We start from the raw sequence: 21275 nt of genomic DNA, 5'->3' as shown, positions 1-21275 counted from the left end.
TCCTGTTTTATGGGAATGACGCTTTTATAAATATCACTCTTGACTTAAATAGACTTATTTATACCTTCTAATTTGTCATTAAAATCATTTAATGTTCCTGCTAGTTTTTTTATTTGTTGCTGCGCTTCTGTCCAGCTTTTTTGTTCAATTGCTTCTCTTACTCCTGGCAGCGTTTTTACACCATAGCCGGTATAAAACCCGGGAGCATAGATCTGGTGTTTAAACCATTCTCGCCTGGGGAGTCCTTCTTTACTAGTTAAAGATTGCTCAAGATGCATTAGTTTTTCATTAAGTTCATTAGCTTCAGCCGCGCTTAACTTTGTAAAATCTTTAGAATCATAATCGGTTACAGTTGTTTTTAAAGTGGCCAATGCATTTTGCAGAGGTGTAAAATCAAGATAAGGCACATCTGCTTCTTTCTCTGGCTTTTTAAAAGGTTTTGTTGGGTCTGCTGCCAGTTCAAAATAATTTTGTGAAACCATTTTATTGTGCTTTTCGACCGATTTTCGCATGGTTTCTGTCGATTTTATAATTTCGTCAAGATAACCGTCAACGGTGCTGTACCATTGTTTAAACTCAAACGGAAGTACATCTGCATTTGCAAGTCTTAATACAATACGGCCAGCAGTTTCGGCAAGAGCCACACCATAAGCAAGATCGGGATCTTTAAATCTTTTGTAAAAAGTATAGGTATCATAAATAGTATGATATTCTCCACCCGCATTTTCACCACCAAAACCCAAGTTTACAGCAGCAATACCCGCATGCTGAATAAAAGGAGTATAATCTGATCCCGAGCCCAACGCCGAAATACTAAACTCACCACCACCACCTCTTACCATATCTGCCGCTTTGGCGCGCTCTTTAACAGTAACATCAGTCTGAGGGTCATCAACATCTTTTGCCACCTCGCCTATCATCGCTTGTAAGGAGTGAGAACCGCCTACATGTAGAAAGCCGCGACCATTGCCATCTGTATTTACGTATGCTACCGCTTTTTCCTGCAGTTCTTTCATGTTATCTTCAACCCACTCTGTAGAACCTATTAATCCCGGTTCTTCAGCGTCCCATGCGCAATACACAATTGTACGCTTTGGTTTTTTACCGGCTTTTGCGAGTTCGCCAACGGCTCTGGCCTCTTCCATCAAGGCAACAAGACCGCTTATTGGGTCGCTGGCACCGTGCACCCATGCATCATGGTGATTACCGCGTAAAACCCATTCGTCAGGTAATTCAGATCCTTTTAATGTAGCGATCACGTCATAGGCAGGTTTCAGTTGCCAGTCAAATTCTAATTTTAAATGCACTTTTGCAGGTCCCGGCCCAATGTGATACGTAATTGGTAAACCGCCTTTCCATGCATCTGGTACTACTTGACCATCAAGAGCTTCAAGGAGTGGTTGAGCATCTTCATAAGAAATTGGCAATACGGGTATTTTAGTAATCGTAGGAGCATCTTCCCGGTTTAATCGTTTCGCATCTTTAGTAGCTGCATATCCCGGTGTTAGCACATCTCCCGGGTAAAGAGGCATATCCATCACAGAACCTCTTTGTACACCGGTTTTATTTTTAAATGCACCTTTAGGATACACATCGCCCCTGGCGAAACCATCATCCTGAGGATCTGAATAAATAATGCAACCTATTGCACCTTTTTCTGCAGCTAGTTTTGGTTTTATACCACGCCAGGAACCGTAATATTTTGCTATTACGATCTTGCCTTTTACATCTATACCTAATTTCTCTAATTCTTCATAATCATCTGGCACACCATAATTTACATACACAAGTTCTGCCTCTACATCACCGTCTTTAGAAAAGGCGTTATAGCTTGGCAATAATGCATCTCCCTGAGATGTATATTCATCACCTTCTACGGGCACAGCGGTAAGCTTGGCTTTGTAAGTTTCTGGCGCAGTAAGTTCTAGCTCGCGAACTTTAGGATAAGGAAAAAGCACCTGATAGGTTTCAATTTTTGTATCGTAACCCCATGATTTAAATTGTTTAGCGATCCACTCTGCGTTTTCTTTGCCAAATTCTGTACCTACATAATGTGGTTTCGCAGACATGCGTTTCATCCAGTCATCCAGATTAGTTGCAGATATTTTTTCGTCAAAAGCAGACTCGAGAGCTAACTCCTTTTTGGCACTTTCAGGTTTAAAGCCAATAATACTTTCCTGCGCATGCAGGCCCAGACTTATACCGCAGAGTAGCAGTATAAAATAGATTTTGTTCATAATGGTTAGTTTTAGCTATCAAATTACTAAATACCAGTGGCTTTCAAACTTCTAAAAATTAAATTTTACACCACCTACACTGCTAATACTTAAAAATATAGAGACCTTTATTAACAGTTGCACATTATAAAAACTGGCCTGAAAGGCAAAAAATCGGTAAAAGTGGGCTGAAAATCGGAGTTTAACGAGCTCATTTTAAGCGACTTTTCAGTAAATTAGTGCAATAACTTAATCTATGCGACAGCGTCCATTTTTAAAATTCACTTGTATTCTTTTGTTGTTCTCGTTAATGGGCTGTGTTAACCTTGAAGCGGTTAGTGATTTCTCTGTGACTTCTGCAGAAGCTTTATCAAATTATGAGAATTTAAGTTATGGTTTTAAACAATATTGTGAAGAACGTTGTGAGTTTAATGCCATACAGCAATCGCAAATAAAACGCACTCTTGATTGTGATTGTAGAACCTATGCGCAGGCAGATAGTGTAAGTATAAAAATTTATAATTCTATATTGGGGTATTTTACAAGTCTGGGAGACATCGCCGGTCTTGATGTATCTGGTTATAATCTGGATGCAGTTAATAAACCTTTGCAGGAAGGCACCTTTGGCAAAGTAATAATTCAGCCTGAGCAGGCAGACGCATATTCTTCTATTTCTAATCTGCTTTTTAGAGCTTCTACAGATGTTTATAAACGCAAAAAAATAAAAGAATATATTAAAGAAGCAAATGCGCCACTTCAACTGCTTTTAGATAAATTCAGCTTTATTCTGGGGCAAAATTTGAAAGAAGAATTAGATTTTAAAAAAGAACGTCTTTATGCTTTTTATACCGAATTAAAACTCAATGACGGCCTTTCAGATTTTGAAAAAGTAGAATCAATTACCAGTTATTACGATCAATTACTAGAGATAGACCACCAGCAGGAAAAGCTTGAAATTTATGCTGCGAGCCTTAAAGAAATTGCCATGGCACATCAGGAATTGTATGATAAGCGCAGCGCCTTATCAACTGATGTTCTAAAACAGGAAATGTCTAATTATGGCAGCGCATTGCGAGATATGGGTACCGCATTTAAAAAATTAAAAGAATAATGGCAAAATTAACTTCGAAACAGGCTAACGAACTTTCAGCGCATTTTCTGGGTCTGGCGCAGGCTATTGGTAATTTTCGCTACAATAATTGGGACGCGCTTAGTAAAAAGGAGAATAAGGTTTTGGGAAATTTTCAATGGTCTATTCTAAACTACGGTGAAGATATTCTGGCTCTTTCAACAAACCTCGTTTTAGATGAAGTTGAAACTTCTCTCACGCAAATCGAAAATATTACTACAGATATAAAAAGCACTATTGAAGCTATAAGTGACATACCAAAAGGCATCAATGTTGCTGCTGCCATTGTAACGCTGGGTGCAGCAATTATAAGTACCAATCAACAGGCGATTGTAGATTCTATAAAAGGTATTGCAGATGCCTGGAATACTTAATGACTAGCGCCAACTATCACTTGTAAACTATCTGCATATTGTCCCGGCTGTGGAGTCACGAAAAGCGTATATAACGAGTCTGCATTAAATTCCTTTTGTAAATAAGCTACCTGCAAAGGGCTTCCTTTTAATTTCCATTTTACATCATAACTGCCAGATTTTAAAGAAATAACCTTAGCTGTCTTTCCGTATTTAAGACTGGACAGACTTTGTTTTTTATCCTTTTGAATATTTTTCGCTTCCGCGGAAATGGCTTCAGCCAAAGGTGCAACGTGTAGCCAGCGAAGTTGAGTTTCGCCTTTACCACCCTGAAAACTATCATCAAGAATTTTAAGTTGAGGCAGACCACCATTTTCTGTTGCAGCATCCTCGCCGGAAACAATGTGCTGCAACTTAGTAGATATTGTTTTTTGATTGACTTCTTTGCTATATTCCGGTGCGCCATACGCGTAAATCGTGTAGTATTTATCTTTAGCCAAACCGTATTTTTTATTCAGAAGTTGTTTACCGTCACTGCTTACTTTTATGGTGTATTCACCCGGTTTTACATTATTATATTCGGTAATTTGAGCATAATTTATATTATACTTTTCGCTGTCACCATTTGCGCTTTCTAAAGTCAGGGTTACTGCATCATTGCCAAATAAAAAATCTCCTAATCTTATATGAGCCGGTTTTTCATTGTTTTGGCTACAGCCACAAAAAGTAATTAGAACAAGTATTAGCGCGTTTTTAATCTTCATCTTGCTGGTCTTAATCTTTTCCTGTTTTCTTAAGTAAATAAGGTCTGCCAAACATGATAAGCATCACAATTATGAGCATAGCTCCCAGAGCGACCGGTTTTGAGATCACTAATCTAAAAAACAGCGCCATACCTATCAAAATCGCCATAATTATACCTAAAATCGGTATCCATTTACGTTTTTTTATTTCGCGGTAAGCGATCCAGTTTACAATGCCAAACGTGCACAAAAAGGCAAGACTAGCAGCTTCTACCAGTGAACTTAACGACCCTACAACAGCAAGAATACCCGCAAGACCGCCCAGCACCATAATCGAGCGATCTGGCACATCGTTCTTATTTGTATGATCAAACCATGTTGGTAATTCTTTTTGATCTGCAATGCGTTGCGAAAGATTTGCCGTCGAAAAAAGCGTAGAATTTATTGCAGCAGCTGTCGCGAAACCTGCAGCTACGGTCATGACAATTACCCCTACTTCACCAAAGGCGCTCTTTGCAGCAATAGTAAGTGCTATTTGTTTAAACCGCACAAGTGAAAGAGCACCTCCCAGCATAGTTGCCCCTATCGCAACCAGAATATAAAGAAAGACCACAAAGATCACGGCACTAAGCAAGGTCTTCATAAATGTCTTATCAGGATTTTTGATCTTATCATATTCATAAGTAAGTAACTGAAATCCCTCGTAGGCCATAAAAATCGCTGCCCCGCCAATAAAAGCAGACCACGCAGGACGCGGTTCTATACCTGCGATGAATTGTGTTCTATCCCACTGCGAAATTCCATAAGCGCCAAGAGCGAATAATACAAGCAGGTTAACCGAAACAATTATAATTTCGACTTTAGTCAATTTTCCTACACCGGCGAGATTAAGTGCCACCAGACCTATCACAATTCCTGCTGCCAGAAGTCGCATTAAAAACGGATTGCCGTGAAAAGCAAAAGATAAGTAGTGCCCAAAAGCAAAGGCATAGACTGAAATTGTTAGCACGTAGCCCAGAATAAGCAGCCAGGCCAGATTGCCGGCCATAGATTTGTCTTTTACTTTTTCAAGAAACACAAAAGCACCGCCCTCTTTGTGAAATTTTTGCGTGAGATAAACATAGCTATATGCAGATGGTACGGCAATACAACCAGTGAGTACAAATGCCAGCCACGCCCATTGTGCAGAAACTGCAATTACTACTCCTAAAACTGTGTAAATACCACCACCTACCATTCCTCCTGCTGCTAAAGCCCATACTGATAATGGCCCAAGCTTACTCCCGGAATCTGGCATATAAGAAGTTTTTTAAGTGATTGTAAATGAATTATAGCAGAAGTTAAAAAACATAAAATTCAACTCACATATATAGAACTAAGTTTTAAAAAACTTTAACCTGAAATACACAAATTACCATGGAAAACAAAAAATTTTCACACTACAAAATAAGATGTGTATTGATTTAAAAATTATCATATCTCTAAAAGTTGCTGCAGGAATTCAGAATTCCAAAAATCGGGTCGCAAGTAAATAAAATCGGTTATTTTAAGGCATTTTTCGTGTAACTTTATAAGAATCAGTTTAAAAACAAATTGATGCAAGAAATTACCCGAAAGGAATTTATAATCAAATTTGGACTTATGAGTACTTCCATAATGATGATCAACGGCTGCAATTTTGCTTCACCAGAAGAGAATCAGTTATCAGGAAAAGGTGTAGTTATTCCGGGAATTGAAAACGAAGAAGATATTTTTAAATATATACACCGCACTGCTGGGAAAATGGATTTTACGCTGTATCGAAAAATTATAGGATCTGCAAATGCTTTTAAAGAAGGTGATCTCACACTGGGTATTGCAGCAGCTGATGAAAAATCCCGGAAAAATGCCCAAAATCTCCTTTCCAGAACAAAAATCGCTGATCTTAATAAATATCCTGTTTTTCAGGATGAACTGTATGAGTTGATTGTAAACTCAACTTCAAATAATGAAAATGTTCACTCGTGGACACTTGGTCAACTAAAATCGTATCTGCTGGAAAAACCTGAAGCAGAAATCAAACTGATAATGCCAGCTTTGAGCAGCGATATTATCGCCTGCGTTGTAAAACTTATGAGTAATGACGAGCTCATACAGATAGGTCAAAAGGTTTTTAATCCCCTACCAAACAGTAAAATAGGCAGCAAGGGATATTTAAGCGCTCGCGTTCAGCCTAATTCGCCTACAGATAATATTGACGACATCATCTGGCAGGTTTTTGATGCTTGGTCTTATGCTGTGGGTGATCTGGTTTTAGGTACAAATCCGGTCTCTAGCGAACCACAATCTGTCGCAAAAATTGAGCAGGCGCTTTTTGATATTATTACAACCTTTGGTCTTGAAAAAACCATCCCCAACTGCGTATTGTCACATATAGATATTCAGGCGAAAGCTGAAGAAATACAACCAGGCACAACAGGCATTTGGTTTCAAAGTCTGGCAGGGACGGTAAATGCAAATAAAACCTTTGACGTCTCTATCGAAAAAATGCAGCATTATGCTTTACAGCGAAAAGGACAATATGGCCTTTATGCCGAAACCGGACAAGGCGCAGATCTTACCAATGGTCACGGCGAAGGTTTTGACATGCTAATTCACGAGTCGCGCAAGTATGGTTTTGTGCGCGCTCTTAAAAAACAAATGGAAGAAAATCAATTAGGAAATAAAAAACCGTGGACACATGTTAACGACGTGGCAGGCTTTATAGGCCCTGAGGTTTTTAAAACTAAAGAGCAACTTGTGCGCTGTTGTCTCGAAGATACCGTGATGGGAAAATTACACGACCTCACGATTGGTCTAGACATCTGCTCTACCCTGCATATGGATGTTTCACTCGACGATCTTGACTGGTGTATCGAGCAGATCATGCCCGTAAATCCCGCTTATTTAATGGCGCTGCCTACAAAAAATGATCCCATGCTTAGTTATCTCACGACTTCATTTAGTGATCATGTAAAGATTAGAGAGCAATTTGGTTACAAAGTGAATGACGCCATGTGGGATTTCTTTAAACATATTGAAATAATTGATGCTGAGAATAAACCTACCTCACATTTTGGTGATCCTAAGTGGGTTTATTTAAAATACTGTGAAGCTAAAGGTGATACCCGAGATAAAAATGAAATTTATGCTGAAGCTGAAAAACGAATTCTGGAAATAAAACAACGGGGAGTTTCTATAGCAGAAGGTTACGGTGAAAACATTTGGGATCTTGACCCACAATTAAAAGCCGAAGTAGAAGCGCTCTACGAGGATGCAAAAGTAAGTTTATGGACACCAATGCCTCAGGAGTTCATTAAAACAATACCGGCAGCTATTCCCATTTTGACCAGATCATCAGATCGTAAAGATTATGTGTACCATCCCGAAAGTGGTGAAAACCTCAGCAATGATGCGATAAAATCACTAAAAAGCTTTCGCGAAAGCTGGAACTCAAATATACCAGACGTTCAAATTATAATTTCTGACGGACTCAATGCTAAAGCTCTGATGGATGACGGTCATCTTGAGCCTTATCTGAAAATGCTTAAGGCCTCTTTAAAAACTAAAGGTTATAGCGTAAGCGATCAGCATGTAGTTATCACCCATGGTAGAGTGCGTGCAGGCTATCAATGTGGCGAATTACTTTTTGGTCAAAATCCATCCTTAGGTAATAAAGGCATCATTCACATTATTGGTGAGCGCCCAGGTTCTGGTCATCATAATTTTTCTACTTATTTAACAGCGGCGCCCTATAGTGCCTGGAGTAAAAAAAGGTGGGTAGATCATGATATTTCACGAGTTGTATCAGGAATTTCAGATACGGCATTTAAGCCAGAGCAAGCTGCCGCGCTTACTCTGGCCATTTTTAATGAATTATTTAATAAAGAATTTAATGAGTTAGCCCAAATGAAGAGCGCTTAGATATTCTTTAATTGTGATTAGATATTTTAGTCCAGTTGTGTTCTGGCAAAATAGTAGAGGTATTAAATTGTTTGCACTTTTTAGGTACGGTTAATCTTGACAATAATTTGTCGTTCTTTCTTATTCCACAAGTTCTACATCTGTATGTAGCCATTATAAAATTTAGTTTAGTTAGCCTACTCTAACGTTTTCAGCATCCCAATTATTTCTTAAAAAATCTATCATTACTAATAAATTCTATGTTTAAACAGAATATCTCTATTTAAACAATAGATTCATAGGTCAGTCTTAGTCTAAAAGAAAAATCATTTAGGTCAGAGTTGACCGTATTGAAGAATGAGGGAGGGCAAAACTAATTTAAAAATCAATTTTGAGTAAATCCATTTAGTTAACGTAGCACTTTTCGCTGTAAGCGTTTACCTACAAAACTTTTTTGGGCGTAAAAATTTAGCTATTAAATTAATAGACAATTACATAAGTCTTAATCGAGCTTCAAATTCTAAAATGGGATCAACATTTTCAGAACTCTTAAATATTATCCTCAAAATTTATCATATTATTAAATTATAATTACCAAAAATTAAAATTTGGTGAAAATATTCTGTTAATAGAAAATTGTAGCACTTACTTCTAAATATATTAATATATTCGTGCCGGTATTTTTTGCTTTCCCCTTCGGCATGTTACCAGAACTCAATTAGTTCATTTTCCCCGATGATTAGTGAGTAACAATTCATAAACAATTACAACTAATTTAGAAACCCCAAATTTCTAAGGCATGAAAAAAATCCTACTTACGATTGCGTTCTCATTTCTTGTAGCGGCGTTGACTCTACTATTTATTTTCGGGATCAAACATCAATTATCTAAGTCTACTTTTGAATTACCTTATAAACAAATATCAGGCTTCTGTCTTGTTTTGATTATTGTTGTTTTGCTGTATTTTAAAGAGCGTAGAAAAATTGAAAATTCTTAAATAATTTTCAAACAATATTTTGATTAGATCTATCCAAATTAAATTGATTTAAATTTGGATATGGATCAAATATCTATGCCACAACTTTTTGTCGTCTTTTTTGAAAGCGCTACAGATCCTTCTGCAATTGCCGAAGAATTAAATATGGTCAAACTTTCATTTGGTTTGTTCTTGGTGCAGTCTTCACTTACACAATCAAAGCTGTACCATAAAATAAAATGGGCAGTTGAGCCAGAAAATCTCTTTGTGGGCAAATTAAAAGAGCACCCAAAATTTAAAGGGATGGAAGCCGGAACTCTAAAATGGGTGCGCTCTTTACCTCCAGACTAAACTCTTAAATTATTTTTCTTTTTTAAGAGAATTACAACATACAAACTATAGGAATTAGTTATAGCATTAGGTTGTTTAATACAGCTTGTATTCATAAAATTTGTCAAAAATTTAAATACTATTATGAGTACAGATAAAACAATACGAAAAGTAAGATTTCACGAGACAGGAAAAGCAAGCGTGCTACAAATAGAAGAGGTACCTCAAAAGGAACCTGGCGATAATGAAGTTTTAATAAAAGTAAGTGCTATTGGTTTAAACCGCGCAGAAGTAGCATTTAGAGCAGGACAATATTTAGAAACTCCAGAATTACCTTCTGAACTGGGTTATGAAGCCAGCGGAATTGTTGAAGCAATAGGCAGTAGCGTTGATCATGTTAAAGTAGGAGATAAAGTAAGTACCATACCTTCATTCTCTATGACAAAATATGGTGTGTATGGTGAGAAAGCAATTGTACCTGCACATGCCGTAACCTCTTATCCTGATAATTTGAGCAGTGAAGAGGCGACCTCTATCTGGATGCAATATTTAACTTCTTACGGCGCTCTGGTTGAAATAGGTAATCTTAAAAAAGGTCAAACCGTTCTTCTTACAGCCGCTAGTAGTAGTGTAGGCATAGCATCAATACAAATTGCAAAATCTGTTGGGGCGACTGTTATCGCTACAACAAGAACTAATGATAAAAAACAGGATCTTCTAGACGCAGGAGCAGATCATGTAATTGTGACAAATGATGAGGATCTTGCAGAGCGCACGATGGAGATTACAGATGGTAAAGGTGCAAATCTTCTTTTTGATCCTATTACCGGGCCTATAGTAAACCAACTTACAAAAGCTGCCGCTCAAGGCGGAATGGTCATAGAATACGGAATGTTGTCATCTAAAGAGACTAATTTCCCATTTACAGATGTACTTTCAAAACAACTTACCATAAGAGGTTATGTTTTATTTGAAATCACCACAAATCCTGAGCGCTTGAAAAAAGCACGTGATTTTATCTTTGACAAATTAGCCTCAGGAGAATTAAAACCTTTAATAGACAAAACTTTTGACTTTGAAGATATAGTTGAAGCACATGAGTATATGGAGTCTAATCAACAAAAAGGTAAAATAGTTGTGACCGTCTAAAAAAAGGTCATAATTCAGTTAAAAAATCCGGTATTTTGTATTAAATATCGGGTTTTTTTATGCCATTTTTGCCCGCATTTTTGCTCCCAGAGCACAGAAACAAACGAGGTGTATAAGATCTGTTTAACTTTTTACAAGAAATAAATTACAATTTTCAATGGTATAAGCCATTATGAATGCTATAAAATTGAGGATTAAAATTCAAGATGATAAATAACTCTCTTCAAATCAAAATCTTATAAATACTTAATTAAATTAAATCTATTATCTAAAATTATAAACCCAATAAGCAGTATTTTTAATCTATTAAACAAAGTGCATGCGTATTGCTACTCAGGAAAAGATAAATCTTTTATTGAAAAGCATTGCAATTTCTAGTCTCGTAGTTGCTCTGCTGGTTATCATAGGTTGGTTAATAAAAATACCAGCCTTACTTAATATTATCCCGTCTGCAGCCACAATGAAGTTGAACACGGCTATCTCATTTGCTATGTGTGGCCTTGCTATTTTATGGTCTACGCGCAATAGAGGAATTGAAAAAAAGATATCACCACTTCAGCTAATTTTAGCTTTAGGCGTTATATTAATAGGAGCAGAAACACTTGCCGAATATATTTTTCAAACTCAATTCACGATAGACACCTTAATTCTTAAAGATACTCTGTCTCACTCAATACCTGGTAGAATGTCTCTGGCCACATCAGTCTGTTTTATAGTTATAGGTGGTGCAATATTAGGAGTTGATGCCAAAAAAAAGTTTGTAAGAGAAATTACACAATACAGTCTGCTGGCCGTATCAATAATTGCGCTCATTTCGCTTGATGCGTATCTCCTGCAAATTCCTACCTCAAAGAGATTATTTTTTTTAGATTCAATGGCGATTCATACGTCTCTTCTTTTCTTTTTAATAGCCACAGGACTTTCATTTAAAAATCCTACTTTGGGTTTTACAGGTTTGTTTTTAGGAAAATACGAAGGCAGTAAATCACTACGGTTTTTATTGCCGTTTATTATTCTGGTTCCTTTGGTTTTAAGTTATATCCTGATAGATCTAACTCAAGCAAACTATTTTGAAGAAGATTTTGGTATTGCCATTTACACCGTTCTGCTCATTCTGGTGTGTGCTGTTTACATCTCATTTAACTCGGTACGCTTAAACAATACTCACAAACAGCGCCTTAAGCTGGAAACATCCCTGCGTGAGGCTAATGTGCAACTGGGTTATTTTAAAAAAGCTCTTGACGAAAGTTTTATGCTTTCGTCATCAGATGAGAATGATGTTATATTTGATGTCAACGATAAATTATGCGAAAAATCCCAATATTCAAAAGAGGAGATAATTGGTAAGACTCATAACATTTTCAATTCAGGCTATCATACTGCTGATTTTTTCAAAACCTTATGGGATACCGTTCTTAAAGGCGAAATATGGATAGGTGAGATCAATAATAAGACTCGTAATGGGGATTTAATGTGGCTGCGTACTACTATAGTTCCTTTCGCAAATGAATCTGGTAAAGTATATAAGTTTCTAACTATACGGCAGGATATTACACTTGAGAAGGAAGCAGAAGGTATTTTAAAGGAGTATGTAAACAAACTAGAGCATCAAAATCAGGAATTAGATCAATACAATTATATAACCTCTCACGATCTTCAGGAACCGCTACGTACAATATCAAGTTTTGTAGAATTGCTTGAAACTGAGTACAGCAGCCAATTTGATGACCAGGCACGCCTATATTTTGATTTTATATCACAGGCAAGTTGCCGTATGCGTAATTTAATTAATAGCCTGTTAGAGTATTCAAGAATTGGGGGTAATAGAGAATTAGCCCCGGTAGATTGCAATCTGCTTGTTTCTCAAATAAGTAACGATCTAAATAAAATTATTAAAGAAAACGACGCGACTATTTTATATAAAAATCTCCCTGTCGTAAATGGTTATGAAACTGAACTAAGATTACTAATTCAAAATTTGATACATAACGCGATAAAATTCAGAAAAAAAGAAATCGCTCCTATAATTGAAATATCAGCTCATGAGGAACCTGAAAAATGGGTTTTCTCTGTTAAAGATAACGGTATAGGGATAGCCGATAAATATCTCAAAAAAATCTTTATCATCTTTCAAAGACTACACGACCGTGATACCTTTGAAGGTACTGGCATAGGTCTTGCACATTGCAAAAAGGTAGTGCGACTTCATGGTGGCCAGATATGGGCAGAGTCTCAGCCAGGTGAAGGCAGTACTTTCTTTTTTACCATACCAGCATTGAATTAAATATATTTATGAAGCAAAAATTAAATTGTGTGTTGCTAATCGACGATGATAACGCAACAAATTTTTTAAATAAATGGATTATTGAACGCACCAATAGTGCAAACCAGATTTTTATTAAAAAAAACGGAGCCCTCGCTCTTGACTTCCTCTCTAAATCAGTAGACGGAAAATATCCCAAACCAGATCTCATATTTCTTGATATTAATATGCCCATCATGAACGGCTGGGAGTTTATGGATGAATACAAAAAGCTGCCTGCTGAGCAAAAAGGAAAAATAGTAATTGTAATGCTTACAACCTCCCCTAACCCAGACCATTTAAAAAAGGCTCAATCTATCCCAGAGATTGACGGCTATGAAAGAAAACCTTTAAATATTAAAATGCTTGAACATATTTTAGCAAAATACTTCTAAGATGAGCTAGTCGCTCTTTTTTCAGCTGTTCTTAAAAATTGGTTATCTTGTTATAAAACTTCCTCTTATGCGATCTAACCAGATTCTTTCACTACTTCTATGCAGCGTGTTTATAATTTCTTGTGCAGAAAATAAAAAAACCGCTAAAACACTGGCATTAACTCATGCCACTATCTATGACGGCACAGGAAATAAGTTAGAAGATGCTACAATTTTTATAACAGACGATAGAATATCAGCTGTAGGAAAGGATATAAAAATCCCTGAAAACACTAAAGAAATCGACCTAAATGGCAAGTTTATCGCGCCGGGACTCGTAGATGCACACATACATTTTTTTCAGACAGCATTTTTTGATGCGCGTCCTGATGCTTTGAATTTAAAAGATTCTTTACCGTATGAAAATGTATATAACTATCAAAAAGAACATGCAAACAGATATTACGAAGCCTATTTAAGATCTGGTGTTACCGCTGTTTATGATGTGGGCGATTTCACCTGGACCTATGATATGCCAGCTAAAGCGGAAGCCGATAGTTTATCACCTCATGTTGCAACTGCGGGACCATTATTAACGCCTTTTTCTGAGGAAGCTGTTGCATCATTTAATACTTCAGGAGATACTGTTATGATCTCTCTGCACGATGAAAAAACCGGAAGAGATTATGTGAAAAAAGCGACAAATCGCGGTTCAACCGGAATTAAAATCTGGAGTTTAAATACTTCAGACTCGCTTTTTATGAAAGGTCTTGATGCGGTTGCAGATGAAGTTAAAAAACAAGGTAATCAGTTAATAGTTCACGCCACAACTTTAGAACAAGCCAAAGCAGCTCTAAAAGACGGGGCTAAACTTTTAGTTCACAGTGTTGAAGATACCTTGATAGATCAAGAATTTATTGATTTGGCTAAAGCCAATAATACTTATTATGACCCAACTCTTGTAGTCGCCAGAGGTTATTATAACACGTATATGGCTATTTTAGGCGAAAAATTTGAGCTAAATGATCCTCACCATGTCGTTGATGATAAAACCAGAGAGCAATTGACAAATGCCGAAGGGTTTAAATCGTTTTTTGAAGATACTTTGCAAACCCGAAAGAATATGCAAGCTTATAATGAACGCTTAAACCAGCGCGATACTATCATGTTTGCTAATTTAAAAAGAGTTTATGAAGCAGGAATCCCTATTGTGGTAGGCACAGATGCCGGGAATCCCGGTACCGTACACGGTATTTCTATTTACGACGAGATGGAACAAATGCAGCGCGCAGGTATACCTGCAAAAGATCTCATAGTTATGGCTACTAAAAATGGTGCAACAGCTATGCGTCGTGCAAATGATTTTGGCACACTAGAAGCGGGAAAACTTGCAGATCTAATTGTTCTTGATAACGATCCTGGTGATGATATTACTAATATGCGCAGTATTACTCATTTTATGCGCACCGGTCATTTACAAAGTGTTGAAACAAAGTTTAAGAAATAAAATCTCTTAGAGCTTTAAACTAAAGCAACATCTGTAATTTTCATATGTTTTACCGTCTTATCTAGAATAATTAATATTCAGGATGAAAAACTTACTACTCTTATATATACTCTCTCTTCTAAGCTTAAGTTGCGATAATAAAGCACGTACACGTGAGAACAACGAAATGATACCGGTTGAGAAAAATAACGGTATAGGTAATGGAGCTCCTTCCCTATCTCGCAGCGTAGTATCTACAATCGAAAAAGCCCATAATAAAACCGATTTTTTAAGTCATGAGGCGATTTCTTTTAAAATTGACCTGAAATTTGGCGGCAACGAGCGCATTAATGGTAATCTCACAGTGCTCACAAACACCGGAAAAATAAGAATTGATAAGACAGATGGAAGCAGTCTTATCTTTGATGGTACCTCGGCATATCTAACTCCGGCAAAAGCTAACAAGAAAGGCAACCGCTTTGATATGTTTACCTGGGCCTATTTTTTTGCCATGCCGTTTAAGTTAAGTGACGATGGCGTAAATATTAAAGTATTGCCAGAAACCCGGTTTGATGAAAAGGACCGCCAAACATTAAACATGACTTTTGAAGAAGGAACAGGTGATTCACCTGATGATTGGTACATGCTTTACACAAATGCAGACAATACTTTACACGCGGCAGGCTATGTTGTAACTTTTCAAAGTGATTTGGCTTCTGCCGAAAAAGCTCCGCATGCGATAGTTTATTCAGATTATCAAAATATTGAAGGTGTACCTATCGCAACAAATTGGAAATTTTATAATTACGATAAACAACTTGGTCTGGTAGGTGACCCATTAGGTGAAGCCACTATAAGCGATATTCATTTTGTGCAACCTGAGGCTGATTTCTTTTCAAAACCAAAAGATTACGCCCCTATCAATTAGGCATTGAATTTATAATTCAGAAACTAAAAATTTAATTGTTGTATATACAACAATTGTATGCACAATTTATTATCTTTGTACAGTTAATTAAAATATACGATCATGTCAAGTTATATAAATGGTTTACATCACGTCACCTCATTTGCTTCAGATCCCCAGCGCAATGTTGATTTCTACGCTGGTATTCTGGGTTTGCGCATGATTAAGAAAACTGTGAATTTTGACGCTCCAGATGTTTATCACCTTTATTATGGTAATGAGGTTGGTGACCCGGGTACGATACTTACTTTTTTTCCATTTAATGGTATCGCAAAAGGTAGAAAAGGTAATGGTCAGGTAACTGTAACATCTTTTTCAATTCCGCTTAACGCTCTTGAATATTGGATGCGCAGGCTTGATAAATTCAATATTAAATACCAGACACCTGTACAGCATTTTGATGACGAGACTTCTCTTTATTTTGAAGATTATGATGGGATGGGTATAGAACTTGTCGCTAATGATAAAGACGAGCGACCAGGGTTTTCGTATGGTCAAATTCCCTTAGAATATGCGGTAAAAGGTTTTTACAGTGTAACTCTGGGCGAAAGCAGACCAGATGCCACAATAGAACTTTTAACTGGCCAGATGAACCATGCCATGCTGCAGGAAAAAGGAAACAGACAACGCTATACCTCAACTAACAAGCCCGGCAGTTTTGTAGATATTATTACAGACACAAAAGCCTTACGCGGTTTGGGCGGTGCCGGTACTGTACACCACGTCGCATTTGCCACACCAGACGATGCCACCCAGTTTGAGTTAAGAGAAGAATTATTGAGTAAAGGCCTTGTTAACCCTACTCCTGTTCTGGATCGGCAATATTTTCATTCGGTTTATTTTAGAGAACCGGGCGGAGTTTTATTTGAAGTTGCTACAAATGATATTGGTTTTACGATTGATGAAGCTAAAGAGAATTTAGGCGAATCTTTAAAATTACCATCCTGGGAAGAACCGAATCGTTTAAAAATAGAAAGCGGACTTACCCCTATTAAAATTGACCTACATAAATATATGGACAATGCATAAATATGAAATAATTGAGGCCGGTAAACCACTTGAGAAGGCAGAAAAAGCAATTATCCTCTTGCATGGTCGGGGAGCAAGCGCCCACGATATTATAGAATTAGCAAGTCATTTTATAGATGACAGTTTTTATATCGCTGCACCGCAGGCAACAAACAGCACGTGGTATCCATACAGTTTTTTAGCTCCTGAAAGTCAAAATGAACCCTGGCTAACATCTGCTGTCAATATCGTTAAAAACCTGCTTGAAAACATCAAAAATCACCTCAGCAGCTCAAAAATCTACCTTATGGGTTTTTCACAAGGTGCCTGTCTTACATTAGAAGCTGCCGCGCGTTTTGCGCAACCTTTCGGCGGAATTGCCGCTTTTACTGGGGGATTAATAGGAGAAAATGTTTCTGTCGCCAATTATTCTGGTGATTTTAAAAACACACCCGTATTTATAGGTGTGGGAGATAAAGACATGCATGTTCCGCTAAAGCGGGTTGAAGAATCTAAATTAATTTTAGAAAAACTAAACGCTAATGTTACGCTTAACGTTTACCCGGGAAGACCTCACACCATTCTTCAAGATGAGATCGAAACTGTAAAAAAGCTCATGTTCTAACGATTATGATTTACCAACTTTTTCATCATTGGTATTTCTAATAAAGTGAGAAGCGTAAAAATAACAGCTACTGAGACTACTACAAAAGGCAATTGAGACGACTCAACAAAACTGAATTTATCAAACAAACTCAACTCTATATTTCTGGGTAGATACTTCTCAAGTGCAACTATACTTATCTGGCCTTTAATTACATATAGAACCAAAGCTATAAAAGCAAGCGCAATCGCCGCCCAAACAGGTGTAGTAATTGGTGATTTGTACACAAATACTGAAGTATCTACCGGTTTATGAGTCACTTTTAGCATGACCTCAGCCATAAAATCGGTCTTTGGTGATTCAGTTTTTAGTGCTTTTATATGCTTTTCTGAAAGCCTTTTTAGTAATTCATCTTCATGTGCGCTCATAACTACTTTTTTTTTCAGCATTAATTAATGGCCCTAACAAGGTAAACAATCTTTTTCTCCCTCTGTAAAGTTTAATTTTTACATTGCTTTCGCTTAAGCCCGTTATTTCTGCCAGTTCTTTCACGCTTTGCTCGTCATAATAATAGACTGTAATTAAAAAGGCTTCATCTTCTGGCAACATGTTTATTGCTTTTTTAATCTGTTCTTCTCTTTCACCAGCTTCCATCTTATCAAGAGCGTTTTCTACCTCTTGCAGATCTGTGTGTTGTAAATTATCAAGATCGTAATATGCTGGCTGGCGCCGCTTTCGCGAAAGCATATCCAGGCAGGTATTATAGGTTATTCTATATAACCAGGTTGAGAATTTAGCATCACCTTTATACGTATTTAAGGCATGAAATGATTTAACAAAGACGTCCTGAGCAACTTCTTCTGCATCTTCTCTGTTAGCTATCATACGCAACGCCAAAGTGAAAACTAAAGTTTCATATTTTTTTACCAAAAGACCGTACCTCTCTACTCTGCCCGCGAGAATTTCTTCTATAATCTGCTTATCGTCCTTTTGGTTCATTCAATTATATGACTTCATGCAACAGTAATTGGTTACAGAAAAGTGTTGTTATTTTTCATATAATTCTCGAAAAGAAAAAATCGGCCTTTTTATAAAGAAAATCGGTTAAAAGTGTAACCAAATCTCCCTGAAGCGTGTCATAACCTCAGAACAAAATTAGTAATCATTCAAAAAACAACCGTTATGGGAGGAGAAGTAATCGTATTTGTAAGCTTTTTTTTAGTCGCATTTGGTATATTTTATTTGCATTATACTACGCGTAATAAAGAGCGATTGGCCTTAATAGAAAAAGGCGCAGATGCAACAATATTTGGTAAATATCAAAACAGGGAAGCGCCACCAGTCTGGAAGGTAATTATACTTAACCTCGGTTTGCTGATGATAGGGATTGGGATTGGGATTTTACTAGCGGCCTCTCTTGTGAGCCTTTTTGATCTTGATGAGGAAGTTGCTTACCCCGCAACACTCTTTTTAATGGGTGGTATCGCGCTGGTCGTTGGGTTTTTCCTCACAAAAAAGCTAATAAACTAGGCTTTTACGCCCATTTTTAAGTAAAGCATCTGCACTTGTTTAAAGTTGCAGGTGCTTTTTTGTTTACTTTTAGCTGGAAATAGTTAAATATGAAATACCCCTGGCATTTATATCTTATGGCGGTTATGTATATCGTTGCCGGTATCATGCACTTTATTAAACCGCGCACATATATGCGCATTATGCCCCGTTATTTACCCAGTCACAAGCTATTGGTGTTTGTAAGCGGCATTGCAGAAATTACGCTGGGTATTTGCCTATGCTTTCCTGAAACAAAAGACATGGCGATCTGGGGAATTATTACGATGCTAATAGTTTTTCTCACCGTACATTTTTATATGCTTACGCCAGAAGCCAATATTAAATTGCCTAAATGGTTATTGGTTTTAAGGTTGCCATTACAATTAGGCCTAATGTATTGGTCTTACTCATATTTAGGACAATAAAAAAATCCCGACGAAAGCCGGGATTTAAGGTTTGAAGAATTTCTTCTTTTTCTAAACTATCCTATTGTGATGGTTTTATTAAATGTTTCTTTACCTATTTTAACAGAGATTAGATAATCTCCTGCAGGTACTTTAGAGAAATCTAAAGTTTGTTTTACTACAAGTGCAGAGTCTTTTACAGAACCTATTACGTTACCATTTGTATCATAAACATGAAGTAATGCTTCTTTTTGAGTAGGATTAGTAACAGATACTAAAACTACATTACCTTCTACTTTATAGCCAGGCTTGAAGATTACATTATCATTGTCTTCTACTACAACAAGACCTTTGCTGTCTTTCTCAATAGTAGTAGTTACAACGCGGTAAGAGTTTTCAAGAACTATATAGTAAGTACCTTGTGGTAAAGCTTCCATACTTAGTGACTTTTTAAAAGATGGCTTAGCACCTAATACTTCACTAAAAAGAATCTCACCATTGCGATCTTCTAGTTTTAATTTTGAATCTGCAGTTGTGCTGTCAAAAGCGACAGTAACTATAAAATTATCTTTTACAACTACATCAAAGTTTTCTTTTGCGGTCATGTTCAAGCCTAAGGCAAGAAACAGAGCAAGTACTGATTTTTTAATTAGAGTTTTCATAGTATTTGTTATTTAGGGTTTTTTCTTATTTTACAGTACAAACATACCACCATAATGCACCCTAAAATAGAAGCGGTTGTGCAGATAAATGTTCTATTTTAACTACAATGACTACCTAAAATGGGTGTTTGGTGAAAACAAAACACATTTAAGTTAATCTAGCACATAATTGATTGTTCTAGTGATGGTAAATTAGACGAGTAAAACAGATTCATTCATGTCAAAATCACCTAAACCCGCCTTTGAGAAAATAGAACCCGGCTTTGGCAGTTCTTTTTCCTTTCGCACTTATAATCAGGATAATGAAAATAACAACCATAACTTCTGGCATTATCACCCTGAATTAGAACTTGTATATGTAAATGGCGGTACAGGTAAAAGGCAAATAGGAAGTCATATATCATATTACCGCAACGGTGATCTTATATTAATAGGTTCTAATTTACCCCACTGTGGTTTTACAGATACACTTCGTAATTATGAAAATGAGACTGTAATACAAATGCGTCCAGATTTTTTAGGCGAATCATTTCTAGAAATACCTGAGATGCGCAGCATAAAAGCTCTCTTTGAACGGGCAAAAATGGGCATCGTTTTTCATGGCGATACTAAGCGAAGCATAGGTGCAAAGATAGAAGCGCTTACAAATGCATCTAATTATGAACGATTGCTGGGCTTACTTGAAGTTTTAAAACTACTGGAAGCGGCAGATCAATATACAGTACTAAATGCACAGGGATTTATTCTGGAAACAGAATTACAGGATAATAACCGTATTAATGTGGTATTTAATTTTGTGAAAGAAGAATTTAAACGCCAGATCTCTTTAGAAGAAATAGCTGATCTCGTTAGTATGACTGTTCCTGCATTCTGTAGATACTTTAAAAAAATCACAGGAAAAACTTTTACGCAGTTTGTTAATGAATACAGACTCGTACATGCTGCAAAATTGTTGCATGAAAAGCAAATTAGTATCACAGATGTTTGCTTTGAAAGTGGTTTCAATAACTTTTCACACTTCAACAAGCAGTTTAAAAAGTTCACTGCAAAAACCCCATCAACCTATCGTAACGAATTAAAATTTGTGGTATCTTAATAGA

At 36.8% G+C, this 21275-nt stretch carries 20 protein-coding genes; 14 read left to right on the top strand and 6 right to left on the bottom strand.

Going from position 1 to position 21275, the window contains the following annotated elements; genetic code table 11:
- Positions 1 to 44: 44 nt before the first annotated feature.
- Entirely contained in the window at positions 45 to 2237 is a 2193-nt protein-coding gene (locus ACH3PA_RS12515; RefSeq protein ID WP_416443706.1) for a M28 family metallopeptidase, read from the bottom strand.
- 235 nt (positions 2238 to 2472) lie between these two features.
- Here ACH3PA_RS12515 and ACH3PA_RS12510 point away from each other — a divergent pair, with 235 nt between their 5' ends.
- Both ACH3PA_RS12510 and ACH3PA_RS12505 read left to right on the top strand, forming a co-directional pair.
- Positions 2473 to 3327: a hypothetical protein gene (locus tag ACH3PA_RS12510; RefSeq protein WP_416443708.1), complete on the top strand. Its 855-nt coding sequence runs from the start codon at positions 2473 to 2475 to the stop codon at positions 3325 to 3327.
- On the top strand, positions 3327 to 3719 hold the full coding sequence (locus tag ACH3PA_RS12505) for a hypothetical protein (RefSeq protein WP_416443710.1): 393 nt from the start codon (positions 3327 to 3329) through the stop codon (positions 3717 to 3719). Before ACH3PA_RS12510 ends, ACH3PA_RS12505 begins: the two co-directional genes overlap by 1 nt.
- Here the strand turns inward: ACH3PA_RS12505 and ACH3PA_RS12500 are convergent.
- A complete protein-coding gene (locus ACH3PA_RS12500; RefSeq protein ID WP_416443712.1) occupies positions 3716 to 4462 on the bottom strand; it encodes a DUF4397 domain-containing protein in 747 nt (248 codons plus the stop codon). The genes ACH3PA_RS12505 and ACH3PA_RS12500 overlap by 4 nt on opposite strands.
- Before the next feature lie 10 nt (positions 4463 to 4472).
- Positions 4473 to 5738, bottom strand: a complete 1266-nt coding sequence (locus ACH3PA_RS12495) for an APC family permease (protein WP_416443714.1) — start codon at positions 5736 to 5738, stop codon at positions 4473 to 4475.
- A gap of 299 nt (positions 5739 to 6037) precedes the next feature.
- Here ACH3PA_RS12495 and eutB point away from each other — a divergent pair, with 299 nt between their 5' ends.
- The 9 genes from eutB to ACH3PA_RS12450 all read left to right on the top strand — a co-directional run bounded on the left by eutB (position 6038) and on the right by ACH3PA_RS12450 (position 17579).
- Positions 6038 to 8383, top strand: coding sequence for an ethanolamine ammonia-lyase subunit EutB (gene eutB / locus ACH3PA_RS12490; protein WP_416443716.1), 2346 nt, complete (start codon positions 6038 to 6040; stop codon positions 8381 to 8383).
- Positions 8384 to 9419: 1036 nt separating this feature from the next.
- Positions 9420 to 9689, top strand: a complete 270-nt coding sequence (locus ACH3PA_RS12485) for a hypothetical protein (protein WP_416443718.1) — start codon at positions 9420 to 9422, stop codon at positions 9687 to 9689.
- A 123-nt stretch (positions 9690 to 9812) separates the two neighbouring features.
- On the top strand, positions 9813 to 10817 hold the full coding sequence (locus tag ACH3PA_RS12480) for a zinc-dependent alcohol dehydrogenase family protein (protein ID WP_416443720.1): 1005 nt from the start codon (positions 9813 to 9815) through the stop codon (positions 10815 to 10817).
- Positions 10818 to 11136: 319 nt separating this feature from the next.
- Positions 11137 to 13101 (top strand): sensor histidine kinase, encoded by a 1965-nt coding sequence (locus tag ACH3PA_RS12475; RefSeq protein ID WP_416443722.1) that lies wholly within the window; start codon positions 11137 to 11139, stop codon positions 13099 to 13101.
- Positions 13102 to 13109: 8 nt separating this feature from the next.
- Positions 13110 to 13514, top strand: a complete 405-nt coding sequence (locus ACH3PA_RS12470) for a response regulator (protein WP_416443724.1) — start codon at positions 13110 to 13112, stop codon at positions 13512 to 13514.
- A gap of 67 nt (positions 13515 to 13581) precedes the next feature.
- Positions 13582 to 15000, top strand: a complete 1419-nt coding sequence (locus ACH3PA_RS12465; protein ID WP_416443726.1) for an amidohydrolase family protein — start codon at positions 13582 to 13584, stop codon at positions 14998 to 15000.
- Between the two features lie 82 nt (positions 15001 to 15082).
- On the top strand, positions 15083 to 15907 hold the full coding sequence (locus tag ACH3PA_RS12460; protein ID WP_416443728.1) for a hypothetical protein: 825 nt from the start codon (positions 15083 to 15085) through the stop codon (positions 15905 to 15907).
- Between the two features lie 102 nt (positions 15908 to 16009).
- The gene (locus tag ACH3PA_RS12455) at positions 16010 to 16975 is read left to right on the top strand and encodes a ring-cleaving dioxygenase (protein ID WP_416443730.1); all 966 of its coding nucleotides are present in this window, start codon (positions 16010 to 16012) and stop codon (positions 16973 to 16975) included.
- Positions 16968 to 17579 carry an alpha/beta hydrolase gene (locus ACH3PA_RS12450; protein ID WP_416443732.1) on the top strand — a complete coding sequence of 204 codons (612 nt, stop codon included), beginning with the start codon at positions 16968 to 16970 and terminating at the stop codon, positions 17577 to 17579. The genes ACH3PA_RS12455 and ACH3PA_RS12450 overlap by 8 nt, the downstream gene beginning before the upstream one ends.
- Here ACH3PA_RS12450 and ACH3PA_RS12445 read toward each other — a convergent pair.
- Together ACH3PA_RS12445 and ACH3PA_RS12440 are read right to left on the bottom strand one after the other, a co-directional pair.
- Positions 17576 to 17986 carry a hypothetical protein gene (locus ACH3PA_RS12445; RefSeq protein WP_416448213.1) on the bottom strand — a complete coding sequence of 137 codons (411 nt, stop codon included), beginning with the start codon at positions 17984 to 17986 and terminating at the stop codon, positions 17576 to 17578. The two genes, ACH3PA_RS12450 and ACH3PA_RS12445, sit on opposite strands and share 4 nt — an antisense overlap.
- A complete protein-coding gene (locus tag ACH3PA_RS12440) occupies positions 17973 to 18557 on the bottom strand; it encodes an RNA polymerase sigma factor (protein WP_416448212.1) in 585 nt (194 codons plus the stop codon). Before ACH3PA_RS12440 ends, ACH3PA_RS12445 begins: the two co-directional genes overlap by 14 nt.
- A 183-nt stretch (positions 18558 to 18740) precedes the next feature.
- Here ACH3PA_RS12440 and ACH3PA_RS12435 point away from each other — a divergent pair, with 183 nt between their 5' ends.
- Complete coding sequence (locus ACH3PA_RS12435) at positions 18741 to 19088, top strand: DUF6249 domain-containing protein (RefSeq protein ID WP_416448211.1); 348 nt, start codon at positions 18741 to 18743, stop codon at positions 19086 to 19088.
- 89 nt (positions 19089 to 19177) lie between these two features.
- Entirely contained in the window at positions 19178 to 19534 is a 357-nt protein-coding gene (locus ACH3PA_RS12430) for a MauE/DoxX family redox-associated membrane protein (RefSeq protein WP_416448210.1), read from the top strand.
- A 56-nt stretch (positions 19535 to 19590) separates the two neighbouring features.
- Here the strand turns inward: ACH3PA_RS12430 and ACH3PA_RS12425 are convergent, their stop codons facing one another.
- Positions 19591 to 20175, bottom strand: a complete 585-nt coding sequence (locus ACH3PA_RS12425) for a T9SS type A sorting domain-containing protein (RefSeq protein WP_416443742.1) — start codon at positions 20173 to 20175, stop codon at positions 19591 to 19593.
- Between the two features lie 217 nt (positions 20176 to 20392).
- On the opposite strand from ACH3PA_RS12425, the gene ACH3PA_RS12420 reads away from it, so the two are divergent.
- Entirely contained in the window at positions 20393 to 21271 is an 879-nt protein-coding gene (locus ACH3PA_RS12420; RefSeq protein WP_416443744.1) for an AraC family transcriptional regulator, read from the top strand.
- The last annotated feature ends 4 nt before the right edge of the window (positions 21272 to 21275 follow it).

This window comes from Leeuwenhoekiella sp. A2 (assembly GCF_047946655.1).
Classification (GTDB): Bacteria; Bacteroidota; Bacteroidia; order Flavobacteriales; family Flavobacteriaceae; genus Leeuwenhoekiella.
The sequence above is the reverse complement of the archived record's forward strand: the minus strand, read 5'-3'. Positions and strand labels throughout refer to the sequence as shown.

Coding starts and splice junctions, on each gene's coding strand:
- ACH3PA_RS12470 (WP_416443724.1), top strand. CDS start 13,110: ATGAAGCAAAAATTAAATTGTGTGTTGCTAATCGACGATGATAACGCA.
- ACH3PA_RS12450 (WP_416443732.1), top strand. CDS start 16,968: ATGCATAAATATGAAATAATTGAGGCCGGTAAACCACTTGAGAAGGCA.
- ACH3PA_RS12425 (WP_416443742.1), bottom strand. CDS start 20,175: ATGAAAACTCTAATTAAAAAATCAGTACTTGCTCTGTTTCTTGCCTTA.
- ACH3PA_RS12465 (WP_416443726.1), top strand. CDS start 13,582: ATGCGATCTAACCAGATTCTTTCACTACTTCTATGCAGCGTGTTTATA.
- ACH3PA_RS12430 (WP_416448210.1), top strand. CDS start 19,178: ATGAAATACCCCTGGCATTTATATCTTATGGCGGTTATGTATATCGTT.
- ACH3PA_RS12440 (WP_416448212.1), bottom strand. CDS start 18,557: ATGAACCAAAAGGACGATAAGCAGATTATAGAAGAAATTCTCGCGGGC.
- ACH3PA_RS12475 (WP_416443722.1), top strand. CDS start 11,137: ATGCGTATTGCTACTCAGGAAAAGATAAATCTTTTATTGAAAAGCATT.
- ACH3PA_RS12445 (WP_416448213.1), bottom strand. CDS start 17,986: ATGAGCGCACATGAAGATGAATTACTAAAAAGGCTTTCAGAAAAGCAT.
- ACH3PA_RS12420 (WP_416443744.1), top strand. CDS start 20,393: ATGTCAAAATCACCTAAACCCGCCTTTGAGAAAATAGAACCCGGCTTT.
- ACH3PA_RS12495 (WP_416443714.1), bottom strand. CDS start 5,738: ATGCCAGATTCCGGGAGTAAGCTTGGGCCATTATCAGTATGGGCTTTA.
- ACH3PA_RS12515 (WP_416443706.1), bottom strand. CDS start 2,237: ATGAACAAAATCTATTTTATACTGCTACTCTGCGGTATAAGTCTGGGC.
- ACH3PA_RS12480 (WP_416443720.1), top strand. CDS start 9,813: ATGAGTACAGATAAAACAATACGAAAAGTAAGATTTCACGAGACAGGA.
- ACH3PA_RS12500 (WP_416443712.1), bottom strand. CDS start 4,462: ATGAAGATTAAAAACGCGCTAATACTTGTTCTAATTACTTTTTGTGGC.
- ACH3PA_RS12455 (WP_416443730.1), top strand. CDS start 16,010: ATGTCAAGTTATATAAATGGTTTACATCACGTCACCTCATTTGCTTCA.
- ACH3PA_RS12460 (WP_416443728.1), top strand. CDS start 15,083: ATGAAAAACTTACTACTCTTATATATACTCTCTCTTCTAAGCTTAAGT.
- ACH3PA_RS12435 (WP_416448211.1), top strand. CDS start 18,741: ATGGGAGGAGAAGTAATCGTATTTGTAAGCTTTTTTTTAGTCGCATTT.
- ACH3PA_RS12485 (WP_416443718.1), top strand. CDS start 9,420: ATGGATCAAATATCTATGCCACAACTTTTTGTCGTCTTTTTTGAAAGC.
- eutB (WP_416443716.1), top strand. CDS start 6,038: ATGCAAGAAATTACCCGAAAGGAATTTATAATCAAATTTGGACTTATG.
- ACH3PA_RS12505 (WP_416443710.1), top strand. CDS start 3,327: ATGGCAAAATTAACTTCGAAACAGGCTAACGAACTTTCAGCGCATTTT.
- ACH3PA_RS12510 (WP_416443708.1), top strand. CDS start 2,473: ATGCGACAGCGTCCATTTTTAAAATTCACTTGTATTCTTTTGTTGTTC.